18 protein-coding genes and 1 tRNA gene are annotated in these 22,502 nt (G+C 72.6%); 10 read left to right on the forward strand and 9 right to left on the reverse strand.

Annotated features, from left to right (window positions below; translation table 11 throughout):
- Positions 1-47: 47 nt before the first annotated feature.
- The gene (locus tag ACFXPX_RS21760; protein ID WP_380642837.1) at positions 48-2,864 is read left to right on the forward strand and encodes a SpoIIE family protein phosphatase; all 2,817 of its coding nucleotides are present in this window, start codon (positions 48-50) and stop codon (positions 2,862-2,864) included.
- Between the two features lie 55 nt (positions 2,865-2,919).
- On the opposite strand, the gene ACFXPX_RS21765 is transcribed toward ACFXPX_RS21760, so the two are convergent.
- Both ACFXPX_RS21765 and ACFXPX_RS21770 read right to left on the reverse strand, forming a co-directional pair.
- Positions 2,920-3,636 carry a hypothetical protein gene (locus tag ACFXPX_RS21765; RefSeq protein ID WP_380642838.1) on the reverse strand — a complete coding sequence of 239 codons (717 nt, stop codon included), beginning with the start codon at positions 3,634-3,636 and terminating at the stop codon, positions 2,920-2,922.
- A gap of 277 nt (positions 3,637-3,913) precedes the next feature.
- Positions 3,914-5,743, reverse strand: a complete 1,830-nt coding sequence (locus ACFXPX_RS21770) for a phosphatidylglycerol lysyltransferase domain-containing protein (RefSeq protein WP_380525516.1) — start codon at positions 5,741-5,743, stop codon at positions 3,914-3,916.
- A gap of 341 nt (positions 5,744-6,084) precedes the next feature.
- Between ACFXPX_RS21770 and ACFXPX_RS21775 the strand changes: the two genes are divergently transcribed.
- Together ACFXPX_RS21775 and ACFXPX_RS21780 are read left to right on the forward strand one after the other, a co-directional pair.
- Entirely contained in the window at positions 6,085-6,735 is a 651-nt protein-coding gene (locus ACFXPX_RS21775) for a response regulator transcription factor (protein WP_229928260.1), read from the forward strand.
- Positions 6,732-7,880: a sensor histidine kinase gene (locus ACFXPX_RS21780; protein WP_375891878.1), complete on the forward strand. Its 1,149-nt coding sequence runs from the start codon at positions 6,732-6,734 to the stop codon at positions 7,878-7,880. Before ACFXPX_RS21775 ends, ACFXPX_RS21780 begins: the two co-directional genes overlap by 4 nt.
- Before the next feature lie 93 nt (positions 7,881-7,973).
- On the opposite strand, the gene ACFXPX_RS21785 is transcribed toward ACFXPX_RS21780, so the two are convergent.
- Positions 7,974-8,057 (reverse strand) — tRNA-Leu (locus ACFXPX_RS21785).
- Positions 8,058-8,490: 433 nt separating this feature from the next.
- Here ACFXPX_RS21785 and ACFXPX_RS21790 point away from each other — a divergent pair.
- The 6 genes from ACFXPX_RS21790 (at position 8,491) to pknB (ending at position 16,977) form a co-directional block, all read left to right on the forward strand.
- Positions 8,491-9,345, forward strand: coding sequence for an FhaA domain-containing protein (locus ACFXPX_RS21790; RefSeq protein WP_375891876.1), 855 nt, complete (start codon positions 8,491-8,493; stop codon positions 9,343-9,345).
- A 46-nt stretch (positions 9,346-9,391) separates the two neighbouring features.
- Entirely contained in the window at positions 9,392-9,949 is a 558-nt protein-coding gene (locus tag ACFXPX_RS21795) for an FHA domain-containing protein (RefSeq protein WP_380642840.1), read from the forward strand.
- Between the two features lie 53 nt (positions 9,950-10,002).
- Positions 10,003-11,634 (forward strand): PP2C family protein-serine/threonine phosphatase, encoded by a 1,632-nt coding sequence (locus tag ACFXPX_RS21800; protein WP_380525514.1) that lies wholly within the window; start codon positions 10,003-10,005, stop codon positions 11,632-11,634.
- 136 nt (positions 11,635-11,770) lie between these two features.
- On the forward strand, positions 11,771-13,174 hold the full coding sequence (locus ACFXPX_RS21805) for an FtsW/RodA/SpoVE family cell cycle protein (RefSeq protein ID WP_375891974.1): 1,404 nt from the start codon (positions 11,771-11,773) through the stop codon (positions 13,172-13,174).
- A complete protein-coding gene (locus ACFXPX_RS21810) occupies positions 13,171-14,628 on the forward strand; it encodes a peptidoglycan D,D-transpeptidase FtsI family protein (RefSeq protein WP_380642842.1) in 1,458 nt (485 codons plus the stop codon). The genes ACFXPX_RS21805 and ACFXPX_RS21810 overlap by 4 nt, the downstream gene beginning before the upstream one ends.
- 252 nt (positions 14,629-14,880) lie before the next feature.
- On the forward strand, positions 14,881-16,977 hold the full coding sequence (gene pknB, locus ACFXPX_RS21815) for a Stk1 family PASTA domain-containing Ser/Thr kinase (protein WP_380525513.1): 2,097 nt from the start codon (positions 14,881-14,883) through the stop codon (positions 16,975-16,977).
- A 129-nt stretch (positions 16,978-17,106) separates the two neighbouring features.
- Here pknB and ACFXPX_RS21820 read toward each other — a convergent pair whose 3' ends face one another.
- The 5 genes from ACFXPX_RS21820 to ACFXPX_RS21840 all read right to left on the reverse strand — a co-directional run bounded on the left by ACFXPX_RS21820 (position 17,107) and on the right by ACFXPX_RS21840 (position 20,816).
- The gene (locus ACFXPX_RS21820; RefSeq protein ID WP_380642844.1) at positions 17,107-17,898 is read right to left on the reverse strand and encodes a class E sortase; all 792 of its coding nucleotides are present in this window, start codon (positions 17,896-17,898) and stop codon (positions 17,107-17,109) included.
- A gap of 36 nt (positions 17,899-17,934) precedes the next feature.
- Positions 17,935-19,062 (reverse strand): class E sortase, encoded by a 1,128-nt coding sequence (locus ACFXPX_RS21825; RefSeq protein ID WP_380593201.1) that lies wholly within the window; start codon positions 19,060-19,062, stop codon positions 17,935-17,937.
- Positions 19,063-19,067: 5 nt separating this feature from the next.
- A complete protein-coding gene (locus tag ACFXPX_RS21830; RefSeq protein ID WP_380642846.1) occupies positions 19,068-19,730 on the reverse strand; it encodes an aminodeoxychorismate/anthranilate synthase component II in 663 nt (220 codons plus the stop codon).
- Between the two features lie 55 nt (positions 19,731-19,785).
- Positions 19,786-19,965 (reverse strand): hypothetical protein, encoded by a 180-nt coding sequence (locus tag ACFXPX_RS21835; protein ID WP_375891861.1) that lies wholly within the window; start codon positions 19,963-19,965, stop codon positions 19,786-19,788.
- Between the two features lie 86 nt (positions 19,966-20,051).
- Entirely contained in the window at positions 20,052-20,816 is a 765-nt protein-coding gene (locus ACFXPX_RS21840) for a DUF881 domain-containing protein (RefSeq protein ID WP_375891859.1), read from the reverse strand.
- 167 nt (positions 20,817-20,983) lie between these two features.
- On the opposite strand from ACFXPX_RS21840, the gene crgA reads away from it, so the two are divergent.
- A complete protein-coding gene (gene crgA / locus ACFXPX_RS21845) occupies positions 20,984-21,232 on the forward strand; it encodes a cell division protein CrgA (protein ID WP_360242861.1) in 249 nt (82 codons plus the stop codon).
- A 349-nt stretch (positions 21,233-21,581) separates the two neighbouring features.
- Here the strand turns inward: crgA and ACFXPX_RS21850 are convergent, their stop codons facing one another.
- Entirely contained in the window at positions 21,582-22,475 is an 894-nt protein-coding gene (locus tag ACFXPX_RS21850; RefSeq protein WP_380642848.1) for a rhomboid family intramembrane serine protease, read from the reverse strand.
- Between the last annotated feature and the right edge of the window lie 27 nt (positions 22,476-22,502).

A 22,502-nucleotide genomic window follows, 5' to 3' on the forward strand; every position in this document is an offset into this window, starting at 1 on the left:
CGGTGTCGGGCCCGGCCCGGTCCGTGCTTCGCTGGTATCCGCACAGCGTGCCTTCCTCCGGAGAAACGGCCGCCCCGGGCGCGGTGGCCAGGCGGGAGCAGACCGAATCCATGGTGGCCGAGTCCAACTCCACACCGCTTCCGGCGGGCGCCGAGACCGCGCCGGGCGACCACCCGACCGGAGTGGCCGCCCTGGTCCGGCTCGCCCTCGTCGTGGTCGACCGGGCCGGCCGGATCGCCCAGTGGAGCCGGGCCGCCGAGGAGCTGTTCGGGCACCGCGCCGAGGCCGCCACCGACCGCCCGGCCTCGGGCCTGCTGCCCGCCCTGGAGGCACGGGTGCTCGGCCGCTGCGCGGTGCGCCGCCGCTGCGACGCCCTCGACACCCTGGCCGGGCTGACCGCCGCCGGGCGCCCCTGGGCCGGGCGGCTCACCGTGACCGACCGGGAGGAGCACCAGCGCGACGTGCTCTGGTGGGCCTACCCGCTGCCCGGCCCGGCCGGCGGACTGCTCGCGCTCGCCGCCGACGCCCGCCCGCTGCGCAGCTCCGGACCGCGGCTCGCCCTCGGCGAGCGCCTGCTGCCCTTCGCCGCGGCGCCCGGCGCCCGGGGCGGCTTCCACGGGCTGACCGCCGCCCTCACCCCGCCGGCCGCCGAGCTGCCCGAGCCGCTGGCCCGGCTGCTGCCCGCCGCCCTCCGGGCCCCGCTGCGCGCGGCCGCCGCCCTGGGCGGGCTGCCCGCACTGCGGCTGGACGCGACCACCGTGCTGGCGGTGCTGCCCTCCGATCCGCAGGCCGGCACCGCCCACGTGGCCGCCGGCCTGGGCCGCCGCTACCCGACGCCCCAGCAGCGCGCGGCCCGGCTCGGTCCGCCGCCGCAGGCCGACCAGTCCGCGCCGGGCCGCCGTCCCCAGGGCCCGCTGCCCGCCCAACGCGAACCGGCCCGGCTCGACCCCGCCCCGCACGCCCCCGGCGAGCGGCCCACCGCGGTCGTCGGTGCCCCGCCCGCCCCGCTCCCGGCCCCCGGCCGCGAGACACCCCCACGCACCGGAGGAGGAGCCACCATCGAGCCGCAGGCCGCCGTCGAGTCGTCCGCCCACGGCCTCCCGCCGCGCCGCCCACACCAGGCCCCGCCCGGCGCCGTCCCCGCCCCCACCGGCGCCGAGGGACCGCCGAGCGGCCGACTGGGCCCGTTCCTCACCAACGGCCAGGCCGGCGAACAGCTGGCCCTGCTGAACGAGGTCGGCGGCAAGGTCGGCACCACCCTGGACCTCGGCTTCACCGCCCACGAGCTGTGCCAGGTGCTGGTCCCCCGGGTCGCCGACTTCGCCTGCGTGGACCTCGTGGACGGCCTGATCTCGGACTCCGAGCTACCGGTCTCCCGCCCCGACGACGACACCATGCTGCGCCGGGTCGCCCTGGTCTTCAACCAGACCGGCGGCGCCTGGGACCACGTGCTCTCCGAGGGCTCGCTGGTCAGCATGCCGCGCCGGACCCCGCCCGGGCTGGCCCTGCAACTGAACCAGCCGGTGCTGGTCCCGGTGGTCAGCGCGGACGTCGCGGTGGACTACGCGATCGCGCTCGGCGGCGCCCGGCTGGCCCCGGTGGTCTCCGGCCGCTCGATGCTGGTGGTCCCGCTGTCCGCCCGGGGCACCGTGCTGGGCATCCTCAAGCTGCTCCGGCTGCCGGACCGCGCCCCCTTCGACGAGAGCGACGCCGCCACCCTCAAGGAGCTGGCGGTACGGGCCGCGCTGTCGCTGGACAACGCCCGGCTGCACCGCGCCGAGGCCAGGGTCGCCACCACCCTCCAGCGCTCGATGATCCCGACCCGCCCGCCGCAGATCCCCGGGGTGCAGATCGCCCACCGCTACCTGCCCGGCGATCCGAAGGCCGAGGTCGGCGGCGACTGGTTCGACGCGATCCAGCTGCCCGGCAGCCGGGTCGCCCTGGTGGTCGGCGACGTGATGGGCCACGGCATCCACTCGGCCGCCGCGATGGGCCGCTTCCGCACCGCGATGCAGACCCTCGCCGCCCTGGACCTGCCGCCCGGCCAGCTGCTGCGGCACCTGGACAACCTGGCCCAGAAGCTCGGCGACGACCACCTCGCCACCTGCCTGTACGCGGTCTACGACCCGATCAACCGGACCTGCGAGCTGGCCAGCGCCGGCCACGTCCCACCCGTCCTGGTGCACCCGGACGGCAGCGGGGAACTGCTGGAGATCCCGGCCGGCGCGCCGATCGGCGTCGGCGGGGTGCCGTTCGTCGCCAAGACCATCGACGTCTCGGACGGCTCGATGCTGGTGCTGTGCACCGACGGACTGGTCGAGGTCCGGGGCGGGGACATAGGGGCGGGCCTGGCCGCGCTGTGCGGCAACCTGATCGACCCGCAGCAGAGCCCCGAGCAGGCCTGCGACGAGGTGCTGCGCCGGCTGCACTCGGACGACCGCAAGGACGACGTCGCCCTGCTGGTGGCCCGTTTCGACGGGGTCGCCCCGTCCGAGGTGGCCACCTGGAACCTCACCGTGGACCAGCGCGAGGTGCGCCGGGCCCGTTCCCTGGTCCGCGAGCAGCTGGCCGCCTGGCACCTGGAGGCGCTCAGCGACACCACCGAGCTGCTGGTCAGCGAACTGGTCACGAACGCCGTCCGGGTCGCCCGGGACCGGGTGCAGCTCCAGCTGATCCGGGTGGACAAGCTGCTGGTCGAGGTCAGCGACGACAACCACAACCTGCCCTCGCTGGAACCGGCCGAGCAGCTCGGCGAGACCGGCCGCGGCCTCACCCTGGTCACCAAGCTCGCCGAACACTGGGGCACCGCCCGCAAGGCGGTGGGCAAGGTCGTCTGGTTCGAGCTGCCCCTCCCGCACGCATGACGGCCGCGTACGGGCAACGCCCCGTACGCGGCCGACAAGGAAGGTGAAGGGTCACTCAGGGGATGACGGCCCCCGCCGAACGGCGCCGGGCCTCCGCCGCGACCTCCCGGGAGGCCGCGGTGGCCACCGAGGTGGCGGCGCCGACCCCGGCCAGCACCCGCGGCCAGAAGTCCCCGAAGACCTCGGCCGAGACGGCGATCAGCAGCGCGGTGACCACCGCGACCACGTGCTCCAGGCCCGCCAGGTTCGGCAGCACGACCGCCTCGCCGACCATCAGCACCACCACCGTGGCGGCGGTGAACCAGGCCCGGGTGCGGAACGCGATGCAGATGGCCAGTGCCACCACCGCGGCCGAGGGCCCGGTGTCCCGCACGAAGGCGACCCACTTCGGGAAGCCGAACAGGTGGTGCGGCCCCATCGCCACGCCGACCCGGGCGAACAGCGTGCCCGCCAGGGTGCACGCGTAGGCGACCACCAGCGTCATCCGCCGGCCGAGCACGACCTCGGCGATCGCGAAGACCACGAAGACCTGGGCCAGTGCTCCCCACACCGGCAGGTCCAGGGCCGGCACGTACAACGACAGCGGGGTCCGCAGCAGCGAGACCTCCAGCGGCAGCGAGGCCCGCACCACCCCGATGTGGTTGACGAACCGCTCACCGCCCGGCAGGTGCTGGACGATGCTGAACAGCAGGATCAGAAACGTCGCCGTCGTGGCCAGCGGAAAGGCGGCGAACTTCTTGCGCACCACCGCGTCGCGGACCGTCAGGTACAACGTCCCCCACTCTGCGACAGCGGCCTTTCTGGCTCGCGCCAGCAGCCCCTTTCGCACGCCCCCCGCGTGGGTCCTGTGAATCACAACCGTTTCTCCCGAATCCCCGAACTTGTCAGCTACTCCCACATTAGAAGCCTGTTAACAAATCCACATCGGCATGGATGGGGATCGAGGTCATCCTCAGGAGGGAGACGAATCCCCCCTCCGGACCCCCCGTACGACCGATGGCCTTCTCCGCCCCCGGCCGCCCGGCCCCCCTCCGCCCCCCGACGGAGGGCTACCCCTTCCCGTCCCGGGCCGCCACCGGCACCCGGGGCGCCACCACGGCGGGCCCGGCGTGCCGGCGCCGGAACAGGGCGGGCAGGCTCGGCGCGACGATGAAGCCCTCGGCGCGGGCGCTGGCGATGCCGATCCGGGGAATCTCGCTGCTCTTCTCGAACAGCAGGTAGCGCGGCTCCCAGATCGGCCGGTACTTGGCGTTCGCGCGGTACAGCGACTCGATCTGCCACCAGCGCGAGAAGAAGCCGAGGACGGAGCGCCACAGCCGCAGCACCGGACCGGCACCGAGCTTGGAACCGCGCTCGAAGACCGAGCGGAACATCGCGAAGTTCAGCGACACCCGCTTGAGCCCGACCTCCTCCGCACGCTGCAGCAGCTCGATGACCATGAACTCCATCAGGCCGTTCTCGGTGTCCCGGGCCCGGCGCATCAGGTCCAGCGAGAGCCCGTCCGGGCCCCACGGCACGAAGCTCAGCAGCGCCTTGAGCTCGCCGTCCCCGTCACTGCACTCCAGCATCACGCAGCGGCCGTCGCCCGGGTCGCCGAGCCGCCCCAGCGCCATCGAGAAGCCGCGCTCGGTCGCCCCGTCGCGCCACTCGTCGGCCTTGGACACCAGCCGCGCCATCTCCTCCTCGGAGATGTCCTCGTGCCGGCGGATCCGCACCGTGTACCCGGCCCGCTTGACCCGGTTGTACGCCTGCCGGACCACCCGCATCGCCCGGCCGTCCAGCGAGAACTCGTCCAGCTCGACGATCGCCTCGTCACCCAGCTCCAGCGCGTCCAGCCCGTGCCGGGCGTAGATCACCCCGGCCTCCTCGGAGGCGCCCATCACGGCCGGCGCCCAGGCGTGCTCGCGCGCCTCGGACAGCCAGGCCTCGATCGCGCCCGGCCAGGCCTCCGGGTCGCCGATCGGGTCGCCCGAGGCCAGCGAGACCCCGCCGATCACCCGGTACGTCACCGCCGCCTTGCCGCTGGGGGAGAAGACCACCGCCTTGTCCCGGCGCAGCGCGAAGTAGCCGAGCGAGTCGCGCTCGCCCTGCTTGTCCAGCAGGCCGCGCAGCTTCGCCTCGTCCTCGGGGTTGAGCAGCTCCTTGCCGCGCGGGCTGCGGAACGCCACGTACAGCACCAGCAGGAACAGCACCGCGCCCATCGCGTTGATCGCCGCGTTCACCCAGGTCGGGGCCGCGATCACGGAGCGCAGGTGCTCGGACGGGGTGATGGTGATCATCCGGCCGACCGAGTAGCGGAAGAGGTCCCACCAGCCGGCCCCGTTCAGCTCGTTGGTGATCCAGACCAGCAGCGCGCCGACGGCGCCGCCGAAGAACAGCCCGCCGACGAAGGTGGCCGCCGCGGTCTTCGGGTTGGAGCGGTCGCCCTTGGAGGTGAACTCCTTGCGCCCGATCAGCAGCGCCAGCACGAACAGGCAGGTCAGCACCGTGGAGATGTAGTTGAGCGGGTGCTTGTTGAAGCGCTCGCCGGGCAGCACCATGACCGCCAGGTACAGCAGGGCGAAGACGCTGCTGAGCGCCGCGTTGAAGATCCACGCGGCCCGCTTGCGCCGCCGCATCGCGACCGCCAGGAAGACCGACAGCACCGCGGCCGCCAGACCGGAGGTCATCAGGTACGGGGTGAAGTACTCGCCCTCGTTGTGCTCGTTGACCTGGTTCCCCCAGGGCACCAGCAGCACGGTCGCCACGTTCAACAGCGCCAGCAGCCGGAGGTACCAGACCGAGGCGGCCGCGGCCCGCGGGCGCCAGCGGTCGAGCGGTCCGGCGGGCCGGGGCTCGGCGGAGGTGGCGGACGGCTCCGACTTCACAGTGGACGACACAGCTCAATTCCAAACGATCAGATGGTGGGGCGCATCCGCACGCGGCCCGGCGCCGGGCGCCGGCACGGGCCCGACGGGCTGACCGGCCACCCCCGCCCACCGACCGCCCGCGTCGAGCGACCGGCCGGAAAAGGCAGCCAACTCCATGGTTCCGCACCATTCCTGAAAATTGCGTGAACCGGGTAGCGGATTCCCACCCCCGCCGAACGGCGGGGGTTCTTACCCCCCATGGGTTCGGCACCCCGCCCCGGCTACCCCTACTCTCAAAGCGACCCCCGCGGACCGACCGAACCCGGCCGCCCGAACCGAGGAGGCCCCCCATCACCACCACCCGCGTGCTGATCGTCGACGACGAGATCCTGGTCCGCTCCGGCCTCGGCCTGATCGTCGGTTCCGCCCCCGACCTGGAGGTGGTCGGCGACTGCTCCGGCGGACAGGCCGAGGAGCACGTCCAGCGCCTGCGCCCGCACGTGGTGCTGCTCGACATCCGGATGCCCGACCTCGACGGCATCTCGGTGCTGCGCCGCCTGCGCGCCCTGCCCGACCCGCCGGCCGTCGCGATGCTCACCACCTTCGACACCGACGAGTACATCGGCACCGCGCTGCGGGCCGGCGCGACCGGGTTCCTGCTCAAGGACACCGCCCCCGAGCAGCTGGTGCACGCCGTCCGGGTGCTCGCCGCGGGCGGCAACATCCTCTCCCCGACCGTCACCCGCACCGTGATCGGCGGCTACGTGGACGGCGGCGGCCCGGACGCCGAGGCCACCGCGCTGGCCCGCACCCTGACCGGCCGCGAGCTGGACGTGCTGGCCCTGCTCGGCGAGGGCCTGTCCAACGCCGAGATCGCCGACCGGCTCTTCCTCGGCACCGGCACGGTCAAGGACCACATCAGCGCGATCCTCGGCAAGCTCGGCGCCGCCAACCGGGTGCAGGCCGCCGTGCTCGCCCACCGGGCCGGCCTGGTGCGGCCCAAGCCCGGCGACGGGGCATGACGGCCGCCGACCAGCTGCCGTCCCGACGGCTGCCGGCCTGGTGCACCGCCCCCTGGCCGATGGTGCTGCTGCCCGTCCTGTACTCCCTGATGGACGCCGCCCTGGTGTCCCGGGACTCCACCTGGTGGCAGGTGACGCTCTCCGTGCTGGCCGCCGTGGCGCTGTTCTGGCGGCGCCGCTTCCCGGTGACGGTGCTGCTGCTCACCATGCCCGGCACCTGGGTGGAGGCGATCTGGCTGGCCCCGATCACCGCCGTCTACACGGTCGCCACCGAGCGCCCCAGGGCGGCGGTGCTGTTCCCCTGCGCGGCCCTGTTCACCCTGGTCGACTTCTTCCACTGGCCGCTGCCGAACCCGCTGGTCGAGCTCAGCCGGAACACCGCCCTGGACGCCATCCAGGCCGTGATGCTCTCCGCCGGCCCGGCCGCCACCGGACTGCTCTCCCGCACCCGGCGGGAGCTGGCCGCCCGGCTGGACGAACTGACCCGCGGCCAGGAGCGGGAGAGCCGGCTGCTCGCCGAACGGGTGCTGATCAGCGAGCGCGGCCGGCTGGCCCGGGAGATGCACGACGTGGTCTCGCACCAGGTCAGCCTGATCAGCATCCAGGCCGGCGCGCTCCAGGTGAGCACCACCGACCCGGCCGCCGCGACCACCGCCCGCACCATCCGCGAGCTGTCCGTCCGGACCCTGGAGGAGCTGCGCCAGATGGTCGGGGTGCTGCGCAGCACCGGCGGCCCCCGCCCGGACGCCCCGCTCGCCCCGCAGCCCCGGCTGGCCGACCTGCCCCGGCTGATCGCGGAGAGCGGGCTGGCCGCCGACTCCGAGCTGAACCCCGGTGACCGCCCGTGGCCGGAGGCGGTCGAACGGGCCGCCTACCGCACCGTCCAGGAGGCGCTCACCAACATCACCAAGTACGCCCCGGAGGCGGTGGTGCACGTGCGGGTCCGGGCGAAGGGCCGCCGGCTGCGGGTCGAGGTCCGCAACGAGGCGCCGCCGGTCCGCCCGGCCGAGACCCTGCCGGGCGGCGGCCACGGCCTGGTCGGGCTGCGCGAGCGCGCCCAGCTGCTGGGCGGCACCCTCACCGCCGGTCCGACCCAGGACGGCGGCTTCGAGGTCCGTGCCGACCTCCCGGCCGGCCAGTCCTGACCCGCCCGCTCCGGCCCGGCCCTCCGGGGCGGGGCCGGCGGCGCGGGACAACGAGAAAGCCCCGCAGATCCGAAGATCTGCGGGGCTTCGCTGTGCGCGAGGGGGGAGTTGAACCCCCACGCCCTTTCGGGCACTGGAACCTGAATCCAGCGCGTCTGCCTATTCCGCCACCCGCGCATGGGTGTCGTCTTCACTGCCGTCCGTTCCGCGGAGCCGCTCGGTACCATGTGGTCTTCGCGTTTCCCCGGTCCGGCTCCCTTTCGGGCGGCCCTTCCGACGTGGAAAACAGTAGCACGACCTGGGGGGCTGCTCCGAATCCGTTTCCCGGGGAGACCGACCACGTCCGAACGGCCGCGCGACGAACGGACGGGCGGAGCGCGGTGCACCGCTCCGACGGGCAGACCTGGCGTGCCGCACCCGGAATGCGTCACCCTGTGTGTCCGAGCCCACCCCCCGGCACCACGCGGTCCGGGAACCGTACGGAAGGGCCCGGCGTGGATACGATCAGTACGGAAGTACCGCAAGTAGGCACGACCGACTCCCCCGAGGACACCTCCGCGGCGGACCCCGGTCGGCAGGCAGGCGAACGAACCCTGGAAGGGGGTGCCCCATGGGGATGATGAAGAAGTTCGAGCAGCGGCTGGAGGGTCTCGTCAACGGCACCTTCGCCAAGGTGTTCAAGTCCGAGGTCCAGCCCGTGGAGATCGCCGGCGCTCTGCAGCGCGAGTGCGACAACAACGCGAGCATCTGGAACCGCGACCGCACCGTCGTGCCGAACGACTTCATCGTCGAGCTCAGCCCGCACGACCACGAGCGGCTCAGCCCCTACTCGGGGCAGCTCGGCGCCGAGCTGGCCGGCATGGTCCGCGAGTACGCCGAGGCCCAGCGGTACTCCTTCATGGGCCCGCTCCAGGTGAACCTGGAGAAGGCCGACGACCTGGACACCGGCCTCTACCGGGTGCGCAGCCGCACCCTGGCCTCCGAGGAACCCCAGCAGTTCGCCCCGCAGCAGCAGCCCGGCTACGACCGCCAGCCGGCCGCACCGGCCCCCGGCGCACCGTGGCAGCAGGGCGGCGCCGGGCAGTACAGCGCGCCCCCGCCGCCGGCCGCGCCCCCCGCGATGCCCCCGGGCCCTCCGGCCGGCGGCAACGTCCGCGCCTTCCCCGGAGCCGGCCACGGCACCTCGGTCCGCCGCTGGATCGAGGTGAACGGCGCCCGCCACCAGATCACCGGCGCGGCCTGCGTCCTCGGCCGCTCGACCGAGGCGGACGTCCGGATCGACGACCCCGGGGTCTCCCGCAAGCACGCCGAGATCCGCCCGGGCACCCCTTCGATGGTCCTCGACCTGGGCTCCACCAACGGCATCGTGGTGGACGGGCAGCACACCCAGCGCGCTACGCTCCGCGACGGCTCCCGAATCGTCGTGGGCTCCACCACCATCGTCTACCGGCAGGTCGAAGGGTAGTGTCCGAGTTGTTCGCGCGCCTCGCTCACCGACTGGCGGGACGGCCATGTCAGAACTGACCCTCACGGTCATGCGGCTGGGCTTCCTGGCCGTGCTGTGGCTGTTCGTCATCGTCGCGATCCAGGTGATCCGCAGCGACCTGTTCGGCACCAAGGTGAACCCCCGCAGCTCCCGTCGCGGCGGCGGTGCCGCCACCGCGTCCGGAGCCGCCGCGGCGCCCTCCTCGGCACCCGGACGTCCCGCGGCCCCCGCCCCCGGCAACGGCGCCCCGGCGGCCCAGACCCAGGGCGGCGGCGGCCGCCGCCGCGGCGCCCCGACCCAGCTGGTGGTCGTCCAGGGCTCGCTGGCCGGAACGACGGTCGCACTCCAGGGCCAGACCATCACGCTGGGCCGGGCGCACGACTCGACCATCGTGCTGGACGACGACTACGCGTCCTCCCGGCATGCCAGGATCTATCCGGATCAGACTGGGCAGTGGACGGTCGAGGATCTAGGCTCCACCAACGGCACCTATCTGGACCGGCAGCGCCTGACCGCGCCCACTCCGCTCCAGCCGGGCACGCCGATCCGTATCGGCAGGACCGTCATCGAACTGCGGAAGTAGTAGCGCATGAGGGACAGCATCCCGTCCAAGACCCAGAGGGGGGCACAGGTCGCATGACCCTGGTGCTGCGCTTCGCCGCCGGCTCCCACAAGGGACTGATCCGGGAGGGGAACGAGGACTCCGGCTACGCCGGGCCGCGGCTGCTGGCCGTGGCCGACGGCATGGGCGGCGCCGCGGCCGGCGAGGTCGCTTCCTCCGAGGTGCTCGGCTCGATCGTCCGGCTGGACGAGGACGTGCCGGGCGCGGACCTGCTGACCCTGCTGGGCGACGCCGTCCAGGGCGCCAACGACCGGCTCCGGCAGATGGTCGAGGAGGACCCGCAGCTGGAGGGCATGGGCTGCACCCTGACGGCCATGCTCTGGACCGGCCAGCGGATGGGCCTGGTGCACGTCGGCGACTCCCGCGCCTACCTGCTGCGCGACGGCTCGCTGGTGCAGATCACCCAGGACCACACCTGGGTGCAGCGCCTGGTCGACGAGGGCCGGATCACACCCGAGGAGGCCGAGACCCACCCGCAGCGCTCGCTGCTGATGCGGGCCCTGGACGGCCGCGGCCAGGTCGAGCCGGACCTCTCGATCCGCGAGGTCCGGGCCGGCGACCGCTACCTGATCTGCTCGGACGGCCTCTCCGGCCCGGTCAGCCACCAGACCCTCCAGGACACCCTGGGCAGCTACTACTCGCCCGAGCAGACCGTGCAGGAGCTGATCCAGCTCGCGCTGCGCGGCGGCGGTCCGGACAACATCACCTGCATCGTGGCGGACGTCATCGACGTCGGCGCCACGGACACCATGAGCGGCCAGTTCAACGACGTCCCGGTGGTCGTCGGCGCGGTCGCCGAGACCCCGCCGTCCTCGACCGCCGCCGACCGCTCGATCGCGGACACCCCGGCCGGCCGCGCCGCCGGCCTGGGCCGCGGCCCGCAGGGCGCCTTCGGCCCGGCCGAGGGCTACGACGCGGCCGGGAACGCCTTCGGCCCCGCCGAGGGCTACGAGGGCGACGGCGGCTACGGCTACCCGGCCGAGCCCTCGGTGTACGGCACCGAGGAGTTCGACGGGGAGCAGCCCTCCCGGCGCAAGCGCCGGGGCCTGACCGTCCCGCTGGCCGTCCTGGTCACGCTCGGCCTGCTCGGCGGCGCCGGGTACTTCGGCTACCGGTGGACCCAGGACCAGTACTACATCGGCGAGGACGGCGACCACGTCGCCATCTACCAGGGCGTCAACCAGAACCTGGCCGGGCTGAGCCTGTCCTCGGTGCACGAGTCGCACAGCGACGCGCCGTTGAAGTGGCTGCCGCAGGACCAGCGCGCCCAGGTGAACCGGACCATCTCGGTCGGCAGCCTGTCGGACGCCCAGAAGACCATGGGCACCCTGGTGGACTGGGCCAAGCTGTGCCAGAAGGCCGCCACCGTGAACACCGCGGCCCCGCAGGGCACCCAGGGCACCACGGCCACCAGGACCGCGTTCGTGGCCGCCACCCCGACCACCCCCGGCGAGCGGGAGAAGCCCCGCTCCCCGGGCGCGGCCGCGCCGTCCGCGACGACGACCCCGTCCGCCCCCGGCACCGCCGCCCCGACGCCGAACGCCACCCCCCCGGCGGCCGCCCCGAGCGAGCAGGCCCAGCCGCCCCAGCAACCCGCACTGTCCGACGACGAGCGCAGCCGGGCCGAAGCCTGCCCGAAGCCGTGACGTCCTTGATCCGACATAGGTCCGCCCGGAACGGGCCCGCCGGCCGTCAGGGAGCGGTCACCACGTGAGCAGCTACGACCTGAGCGGCGACACCGCCCGCACCGGCTCCCGACGCCGGGCGGCGGGCGGGCGTGTCGTGCCGCGACGCCGCGGCAACACCACCATCTCGCTCCAGGGCGCACCGAACCGCCGCAACACCGAACTGGCCCTGCTGGTCTTCGCCGTGCTGCTGCCGATCCTGGCGTACGCCAACGTGGGCCTGGCGATGGACTCCCGGCTCCCGACCGGGATGCTCGGCTACGGCCTCGGGATGGGCTCGCTGGCCCTGGTCGCGCACCTGCTGGTGCGCCGCTTCGCGCCGTACGCGGACCCGCTGATGCTGCCGATCGCCACCCTGCTGAACGGGCTGGGCGTGGTGATGATCTGGCGCCTGGACAAGGCGGGCCACCTGCTCAGCGGCAACTTCCCGGCGGCCCGCAACCAGCTGATGTGGTCGGCCCTCGGGGTCACCCTGTTCATCGGTGTGATGGTCTTCCTGAAGGACCACCGGGTGCTGCAGCGCTACACCTACATCTCGATGGTGGTGGCGCTGGTGCTGCTGGCCGCACCGGCCTTCTTCCCGGCCCGGGCGGAGGACTTCGGCGCGAAGATCTGGATCCGGATGGGCAGCTTCTCCATCCAGCCCGGCGAGTTCGCCAAGATCGTCCTGACCGTGTTCTTCGCCGGCTACCTGATGGTCAAGCGGGACGCCCTGGCACTGGCCAGCCGCCGCTTCATGGGCCTGTACCTGCCGCGCGGCCGCGACCTCGGCCCGATCGTCGTGATCTGGCTGCTCAGCCTGCTGATCCTGGTCTTCGAGAACGACCTCGGCACGTCCTTCCTGTTCTTCGGCCTGTTCGTGGTGATGCTCTACGTCGCCACCGAGCGGACCAGCTGGATCCTGTTCGGCCTGCTGATGTCGGTCGGCGGCGCGGTCGCGGTGGCCATGACCACCAGCCACGTCAAGGTCCGCATCGACGCCTGGCTCGACCCGATGGCCGCCTTCGCGCCGACCCCGCCCAAGGGCGCCACCGAGCAGATCGGCCAGTCGCTGATGGCGCTCGGCTCCGGCGGGGTGACCGGCTCCGGCCTCGGCCAGGGCCGCTCCTGGCTGATCAACTTCGCCGCCAAGAGCGACTTCATCCTGGGCTCCTTCGGCGAGGAGCTCGGACTGACCGGCCTGATGGCGATCTTCCTGCTGTACGCCCTGCTGGTGCAGCGCGGCCTGCGCACCGCCCTCGCCGCCCGCGACCCCTTCGGCAAGCTGTTCGCCGTCGGGCTCGCCTCGGCGATGGCGCTGCAGGTCTTCGTGGTGGCCGGCGGGGTCACCGGGCTGATCCCACTGACCGGTATGACCATGCCGTTCCTCGCGCAGGGCGGTTCGTCCGTGGTCGCCAACTGGGCGCTGGTCGCGATCCTGCTCAAGATCAGCGACAGCGCCCGACGTCCCGGGGTCGAACCGGCCCCGGTCCCCGAGGGCCAGGGAGGACCCGCCCGATGAACAAGCCGATCCGACGGGTCTCGATCTTCTGCCTGGTGCTGATCCTGGCGCTGATGGTGCGCACCAACTGGGTGCAGGGCGTCCAGGCCGACGCGCTGGCCTCCAACAAGAACAACAAGCGCCAGCTGTACGACCGCTACGCCCACCCGCGCGGCAACATCATCGTCAGCGGCCAGCCGGTCACCAACTCCGACTTCGTGAACGGCCTGCGCTACAAGTACAAGCGCTCCTGGAAGGACGGCGCGATGTACGCGCCGGTCACCGGCTACTCCTCGCAGGCCTACGGCTCCAGCGGGCTGGAGAACCTGGAGGACGGCATCCTCTCGGGCACCGACGACCGGCTGTTCTTCCGCAACACCCTGGACATGCTGACCGGCGAGCAGAAGCGCGGCGGCGACGTCGTCACGACGATCAACGCCAAGGTGCAGAAGGCCGCCTTCGACGGCCTGGGCGACAAGAAGGGCGCGGTGGTCGCGCTCGACCCGAAGACCGGTGCGATCCTGGCCCTGGTCTCCACCCCGTCCTACGACCCGGGCACCTTCGCCGGCGGCGAGAGCGGCGACACCAAGTCCTGGCAGGACCTCAACGCGGACCCGAACAAGCCGATGCTCAACCGGGCGCTGCGCGAGACCTACCCGCCCGGCTCGACCTTCAAGCTGGTCACCGCCACCGCCGCGTTCGAGAACGGCCTCTACCAGGGCGTCAACGACGCCACGAAGACGCCGGACCCGTACACCCTGCCCAACACCCAGACGGTGCTCAAGAACGAGAGCCCCAACGAGCGCTGCGAGAACGCCGCCATCGAGTCCGGGATGGACCAGTCCTGCAACACGGTCTTCGCCAAGATGGGCGCCGACCTCGGCAAGGACAAGATGCGGGCGCAGGCCGAGAAGTTCGGCTTCAACAGCACGGTGGACACCCCGGTCCGCTCGGAGAAGAGCATCTTCCCGGACAGCCCCAGCCTGGACGGCACCGCCCAGGACTCGATCGGCCAGCACGACACCCGCGCCACCCCGCTGCAGATGGCCATGGTCTCCGCGGCGATCGCCAACAACGGCAGCCTGATGCAGCCGTACCTGGTCGACCAGGAGCGCTCGGCCTCGCTGACCACCATCTCCAAGCACACCGAGAAGCAGTTCTCCCAGGCGATGAGCCCGGCCACCGCGCAGAAGATGCAGGACCTGATGGTCTCGGTGGTCGAGAACGGCACCGGCACCAACGCCAAGATCCCCGGTCTCCAGGTCGGCGGCAAGACCGGCACCGCCCAGCACGGCGAGGACAACGCCGGCCTGCCGTTCGCCTGGTTCACCTCCTGGGCCAAGACCTCGGACGGCCAGTCGGTCGCGGTCGCGGTGGTGGTCGAGGACGGCTCCCAGAACCGCGACGGCATCAGCGGCGGCCGCCTCGCGGCCCCGATCGCCAAGGCGGTGATGCAGGCCGCGCTCGGCAAGTAGGGCGACGGTGAGGCGAAAGTCACGATCGGCACCCCCGTCCGGATACCGGTCTGATATCGGCCGACGGCTGACTCCGGTCCGGTGCGGTGCGACCGGTAGCGTATCCGCCAGCAGCGGGTGTGCCCGTTGCCGCCCGCGAGGCGGTGCACGGCCCGGCCGGAGAACCGGTCTCGGCCCGCGCGGCGTCACCCAGAGCGTGCGGGGACATCTACGTCACAACCTCACCGGCGGGTGAAGGAGAGGGTCGGAACTATGGAAGAGCCTCGTCGCCTCGGCGGCAGGTACGAGCTCGGCGGCGTCCTCGGACGCGGCGGCATGGCCGAGGTGTACCTCGGCCATGACACCCGGCTCGGCCGTTCCGTCGCAGTGAAGACGCTCCGGGCCGACATGGCGCGGGATCCGTCGTTCCAGGCCCGTTTCCGCCGCGAGGCACAGTCGGCGGCGTCCCTGAACCACCCCGCGATCGTCGCCGTGTACGACACCGGCGAGGACTACATCGACGGGATCTCCATCCCGTACATCGTGATGGAGTACGTCGAGGGGTCCACGCTGCGCGAGCTGCTGCACTCCGGCCGCCGGCTGCTGCCCGAGCGGGCGCTGGAGATGACCATCGGCATCCTCCAGGCCCTGGAGTACTCGCACCGGGCCGGGATCGTGCACCGCGACATCAAGCCGGCCAACGTGATGCTGACCCGGCAGGGCAACGTCAAGGTCATGGACTTCGGCATCGCCCGCGCGATGGGCGACGCCGGGATGACCATGACCCAGACCTCGGCCGTGATCGGCACCGCCCAGTACCTCTCCCCCGAGCAGGCCAAGGGCGAGCAGGTCGACGCCCGCTCCGACCTCTACTCCACCGGCTGCCTGCTCTACGAGCTGCTGACCGTCCGGCCGCCGTTCGTCGGCGACTCCCCGGTCGCGGTGGCCTACCAGCACGTCCGGGAGGAGCCGCAGCCGCCGTCGGTCTTCGACCCCGAGGTGCGGCCGGAGATCGACGCGATCGTGCTCAAGGCGCTCGCCAAGGAGCGCGACTACCGGTACCAGAGCGCCGACGAGATGCGCGACGACATCGAGCGCTTCCTCGACGGCCTCCCGGTCGCCGCCGCCCAGCAGGCCGCCTACGGCATGGGCGCCGCCGGGTACGGCTACGACCAGAACGGCTACCCGCAGCAGCACGACCCGTACGGCCAGACCAACGTGCTGCCGCAGCAGCCCGGCGGCCCGACCACCATGCTGCCGCAGGCCTCCGGCTACCAGGACGACGGCTACGGCCAGACCTCCGCCGGCGGCGCGGGCGGCCACGACGGCTACGACGACGGCTACGGCCGGGGCGGCCGGCGCGGCGACGACCGGCAGAAGAAGAGCAACACCTCCTGGATCGTCCTGGCGGTGGCCGCCGTGCTGGTCCTGGTCGGCACCTTCTTCGTGGCCCAGGCGATGTTCAGCGACAAGGGCACCAAGGACGCCCCGAAGGTCACGGCGCCGAACCTGGTCGGCAAGAGCCTGGCGGACGCCAGGACCGCCGCGGCCGCGGCCGGCTCCAAGCTGGTGGTCACCGAGGGCGACAAGATCGCCTGCCCGGACACCAACGTCAAGAAGGACCAGGTCTGCACCCAGACCCCGACGGCGGGCACCTCGGTCGCCGAGGACGCCCACCTCACCGTCCAGGTCTCCTCCGGTCCGGCCAAGACCCAGATGCCGTCCGTGACCGGCAAGACCAAGGACCAGGCGATGCAGGCCCTGACGGCGGCCGGCTTCACCAACATCGCCACGCCGGACTACAAGGACGACGACACCGCGCCGCAGGACACCGTGCTCTCCCAGGACCCCCCGGCCGGCACCTCCGCGGACCCGAGCGCCCCGGTCAAGCTCACGGTCTCCCAGGGCAAGACCAAGCAGACCGTCCCGAACGTGGTCGGCGCGCAGAAGGACGACGCGACGAACACGCTGCAGGCCGCCGGCTTCCAGGTGGACGCCTCGAAGACCACGACCACCAACGACCCGACCAAGGCCAACACCGTGGCCCAGCAGTCGGTCCAGGCCAACACCAAGGTCCCGGCCAACACCAAGATCATCTTGACGATCTTCAAGGCGCCGGACAAGCCGCAGATCCCGCCGCTGCAGAACGTCAAGCTCTCGGACGCCGGCGACAAGCTGGCGAAGCTCGGCCTGACCTACACCGTGATCGCCGGTCCGCAGGACCCGAACGCGGTCGTGGTGCAGAGCAACCCGGGCGCCGGCAGCCAGGTGGACCCGAACACCCAGGTGCAGCTGATCACCCGGCCGGCCGATCCGGCCAAAGGGGGGGACCCCAACACCACACCCCCCGGCAAAGGGGGCAACAACTAAGCCGCCCCTCTTCCCCTGGTTCTGACACCGGGGAGCGGGAGCGGTGAGAACGCCCGAGGGCCCGTCGCGGAGTTCGCGACGGGCCCTCGGGCGTTCCGTTCCGGCGTTGCGTTCGGCCGGGCCCTCGGATCAGCGCAGCTCCGGCGGCGGGGTGCGCTTGGCGTCCATGGGGTCCACCCGGACCAGGCTCCCCCAGACGGCCATCCGGTAGCGCGAGGTGTACACCGGCGTGCAGGTGGTCAGGGTGATGTACCGGCCGGGGCCGGCGTACCCGGAACTCACCGGGACGGGCGCGACGATGCCGGTGTCGTACTTGGAGGTCTCCGGGAGGGTGTTGTCGACCTTGTAGACGTACCACTTGTCCTTGGTCTCCACCACGATCGCGGCGCCCCGCTGGACGGCGTCCAGGTCGTGGAACTTGGCACCGTGGCCGTCCCGGTGGGCGGCCAGCGCGAAGTTGCCCGTCTCGTCCCAGGGCATCGCGGACTTGTAGGGCTGCTCGTAGACGCCCGCCACGCCCTCGTCCAGGACGGCGGTGGAGGTACCCATCCGGATCAGCACCTGGAAGTCCCGGCCCATCGCCGGGACGTGCAGGAAGCCCACGTCGTCCCCGATCGCGGGCACCGCGGCGGGCGCGGGCGCCGTGCCGCTCCCGCCCGGCGGGCCGGCGGTCGGACCGGCCGCCCAGGAGCCGCGCAGCCGGTCCGCGGCGTGCGCGGCGGAGGCGTCCGCCTGCACGTTGGTCCACCAGAGCGAGTAGGCCACGAACAGGCCGAGCACCAGGCCCAGGGTGATCAGCAGCTCGCCGAACACCCCGAGCGCGGCCAGCGCCCGGCCACGGCCCTTGCGGCCCTCCCCTCCCGGTGGGGGGAAGGCCTCCTCCGCCGTACCGGCCGGCCGCGTGGTCCCGTCGTCCTGCATCTGCGGTGCTCCCCCTCCGAAACCGGTACCGGGCGGCTATCCGCCCGTGATCGCGGCCGGTTTGCCCTGACTGCGCGGCCGCTCCTCGATCATCTTGCCAAAGACAATGAGGCGGAACTTGGAGGTGAACTCCGGGGTGCAGGTGGTCAGCGTGATGTAGCGGCCCGGCCCGGCGTACCCGGAGCCGTTCGGCACCGGCTTGATCACGCTCACGTTGCTGGGGGAGGTCTGCGGGATCCCCCCGGTGATCTCGTACGTGTAGTACCCGGTCGCGGTCTCCACCACGACCTTGTCGCCCTTGCCCAGCTCGTTGATGTACCGGAACGGCTCGCCGTGGGTGTTGCGGTGCGCGGCCAGCGCGAAGTTGCCCGCCGGGTCGCCCGGCATCCCGGTGCCGGGGTAGTGGCCGACCAGGCCCTTGTCGAGCACCGCCGCCTTGTCGGTGCCCTCGGCGATCGGGAACTTCAACCCCAGCTTGGGCAGGTAGACGATGGCGAAGCCCTTGCCGGGCGCGAACGCCTCGGGCTTGTTCGGGTCGGCGGCGGGCTGCCCCGCACCGGGCGGCTGGGCGTCGAACTGCTGCTCCAGCTGGTCCCGGGCACTGTTGGCGGCCGCGTCGGCCTGCACGTTGGTCCACCAGAGCTGGTAGGCGACGAACAGCAGCATCACCGCGCCGAGGGTGATGCACAGCTCGCCGACGAGGCGGGCCGCCACCACGACCGCGGACTCCTTGGGGCGGGGCCCCGCGGCTCCCCGGCCCTTGGCGCGGCGCCGGCCGCCGCCGGTGCGGACGGCGGTCCGGCCCTGGGCGGCCCGCCGGCGCTCGGCCCGGCCGCCGGTGGGCGAGACGGGCTCGGCCGCCGGGTCGCCGCCCTCGACGGGCAGCCGCAGTTGGAGGGTCTGGTCGGGCAGCCACGGGTACTCGGGCCCGCCCTCGACGGGCCGCTCGGCCTGCTCGTAGACGCCCCAGCCGTCCTCGGGCGCGCCCGCAGCGGCCGGCTCCCCCGGGTACGGCCGGGCCTGCACGGCCCCGCCGTACTGCGGGGCGCCGTACTGCGGGGCACCGGGCTCCGCGCCCTGGTACGGGCCGCCGGCGTACTGCGGCGGGCCGCCGTACGGGCCCTGCTCCGACTGGTAACGCCCCTCCGGACGTACCGCGGTCACGCGGCTCAGCCCCGGCCGATCACCGGGGCGAGCCCGGCCGACCGGTCCACGGCCTGCGGGAAGCCGCACTCCGCCAGCCAGTTGGCGAGCATCCGGTGCCCGCCCTCGGTCAGCACCGACTCGGGGTGGAACTGCACGCCCTCGACCGGCAGTTCACGGTGCCGCAGGCCCATGACCACGCCGCTGCCGGTCCGGGCGGTGACCACCAGCTCGTCCGGCACGGTGGCCGGGTCGACGGCCAGCGAGTGGTAGCGGGTCGCGGTCAGCGGCGAGGGCAGGCCCTCGAACACCCCGCCGTCCTGGTGCTCGACCGGCGAGGTCTTGCCGTGCAGCAGTTCGGGCGCCCGGCCGACCACCGCGCCGTACGCCACCGCGATCGACTGGAGGCCCAGGCAGACGCCGAACACCGGCAGCCCGATCGCCGCGCAGTGGTGCACCATCGAGATGCAGACCCCGGCCTCCTCGGGCGATCCGGGCCCGGGGGAGAGCAGCACCCCGTCGAAGCCCTCCTCCCCCGCCCGGCGGACGGCGTGCTCGACGGTCACCTCGTCGTTGCGCACCACCTCGCAGGTGGCGCCGAGCTGGTACAGGTACTGGACCAGGTTGAACACGAAGCTGTCGTAGTTGTCCACGACCAGGATGCGGGGCGGGGTCGACTGGGTGGTCATGCGCGCGTGCTCTCCGTGGGATGCGGTACTGGGGGGAAGTTCCGGGCCGGCCGGGTCAGCCGGCCGGGGCGCCGTCGCCGCCGTCCACTGTGACGTCGCCGAAGGGGAGCAGCGGTTCCGCCCACGGGAAGACGTAGGTGAAGAGGAGGTAGACGATCCCCAGGATCAGGAGCACCGAGATGACGGCCTTGACCAGGGCGTTCCCCGGGAGGTGACGCCAGATGAAGCCGTACATGGTGCTCCCTCTAGGTAGCGGACTGGGCTCAAGAGTAGACCCGGTATCCACGGCCGTGAGGCCGGTCCACCCCTACTGCCGCCGCGTTACGGCTGGCCGCCCGCGGACCGGAGCTCGGTCGTGCCGGAGTACCCGGGCAGCGTGAGGTCCCCGCTCTCCTGGACCTTCCAGCCCAGGCCGTACGCCTGGACGTACTGCAGGTAGTTGCGGATCGTCGGGTCCCCCTCGACGGCCGACCGCAGGGCGTCGGTCCGGCCCACCGCCTTGACCACGTACGGCGGGGAGTAGACCCGGCCCTGGAGCAGCAGGGTGTTGCCGACGCAGCGGACGGCGCTGGTGGAGATCAGCCGCTGGTCCATCACCTGGACGCCGGCCGCGCCGCCCCGCCACAGCGCGTTGACCACGGCCTGGATGTCCTGCTGGTGGATGACCAGGTCGTTGACGCCGGGCTCCGGGACCCCGGGGATGCGCGCGGTGGCGTTCGGCGGGGCGTCGTTGAGGGTGACGGTCAACCCGCCGCCCTGGAGCGGCTCCAGGGCCGCGCCGAGCCGCAGGCCGTCCAGCCGGGCCGTGTCGGCGGGGTCGTGGCCCTGCTGCTCGGTGAGCTCCTGCGCCCGGGACTGGAGGTCGGCCAGCTGGGACTGCGCCTGCTGGTTCTGCCCGCTGCGCTGGCGGATGACGTCGCCGAGGCTCAGCAGCGAGTTGTCGGTCCGCAGGTCGGTGCCGCGGGCGGTCTGCGCGCTGATGTAGAAGAGCAGACCGGCGAGCGCGAACACGGTGCAGGTCAGGGCACGTCCGACAATTCGGGTGCCGGAACGGGGGGTGACGGCCTTCCCGGGGGGAATCGACAAATTAGTCACCGTACCCTTATCTCCTTGAGACCCGCCGAGCCACTACGCTAACGGACGCCGGTGGCAGGCGTGGGAGTGGTCCCAGAGCACTCTCCTCGACCGTCCGTCGGCGTCTCGCCCGCTGCACCCCTGCGCGGTCTCACAGCGCATCGACAGGAGAGCTCCTCGTGCCGAAGTCTCGACTCCGCAAGAAGTCCGACTACACCCCGCCGGCTACGACCGCGGTGAAGATCAGCTCGGGCCGTAGTTGGGTCGCACCGCTGATGCTGGCACTGTTCCTGATCGGCCTGGTGTGGATCGTCACCTACTACGTGACCAGCGGCAGCTACCCGGTGGAGAGCTGGCGGAACTGGAACATCCTGGTCGGCTTCGGCTTCATCGCGGCCGGGTTCGGCGTCTCCACCCAGTGGAAGTGACGCTCCGCGCGTCCTGAGGCTCGATCCCGAGTCCTGACCGCCGCTCCGGACCCCGGTCCCGGAGTGGCGCTCAGGCGTGCCCGCGACCGGTCGCGGTGTCATCGGCACGCCCATCATCGGACCGTCCCACCATCGGACGGTCGGGCTTATCCACATGGTTATCCACACTGGGGAAAAGTCCCCACGGCCTGTGGATAACTTCGCGCCGCACCACCGTCCACAGCTGTGCACAACTCCCGGGACGCGGACGAACCGCACAGCAGGACACGCGTAGAACAACAGTCCACAGCCCGATCACCGCACGGCCTGTGCACAACTCCGCACCCGCTGTGGACAAATGTCCGGGGCGTCACGCGCCGTACAGGGCCATCCCGGTCAGCAGCAGCACCGCTTCCAGGGCCACCGCGCCGGCCAGCGTCAGCCACTGGACCAGGGCGCGCCGCTCGCGCGGGGCGTACATCAGGCCGAAGGCGACCAGGCCGCCGACCACCAGGCCGCCGATGTGCGCCCGCCAGTCGATGGTCGGGCGGGCGAAGGTCACCACCAGGCTGAAGACCAGGAAGGCCACCGCCGGGGCGACCGGGCCCCGGTCCCGCAGCTGCATCAGGATCGTGGCGGAGATCAGGCCGAAGACGGCCCCGGAGGCCCCCACCGAGTTCATCCAGCCCCCCGCCACCAGGAAGGCGAAGGTGCTGCCGCCCAGCCCGGCGAGCAGGTAGAGGGCCAGGAAGCGCAGCCGCCCGAGCGCCTCCTCCAGCGGGGGGCCGAGCCACAGCAGCACCAGCATGTTCAGCCCGATGTGCCACCACTCCAGGTGCAGGAAGGTGGCGGTCAGCAGCCGGTACCACTGGCCCGGGCCGTCGGCGACGCCGTACGGCCCCCCGTCGTGCGCCCGGCCGGCGCTGGCCAGCGACCAGACCTCGCCCAGGCGCGGGTTGAGGACGTACGCGGCCAGCACCCAGACCACCACGTTGATCCCGACCAGCGTCCGGGTCACCAGCCCGCCGTCCAGGGTCGGCGCCCCGCCGAAGCGGGTGGTGGCCCGCCGCGCCCCGGCGTGCCCCTCGCCGACGCACTCGGGGCACTGGAAGCCCACCGCGGCGGCCACCATGCACTGCGGGCAGATCGGCCGCTCGCAGCGGGTGCAGGAGATCCCGGTGGGCGTCCCCGGGTGCCGGTGGCAGTCGGGCTGCCCGGCCCCGGGGGACCGGTCCGTGGACCCTCGCGGCTCGTCCGGGAGCATCAGCGGCTACCCCTTCCCCTGGCCGAC

Origin of the sequence: Kitasatospora sp. NPDC059146 (assembly GCF_042786665.1) — a bacterium.
GTDB lineage: Bacteria > Actinomycetota > Actinomycetes > Streptomycetales > Streptomycetaceae > Kitasatospora.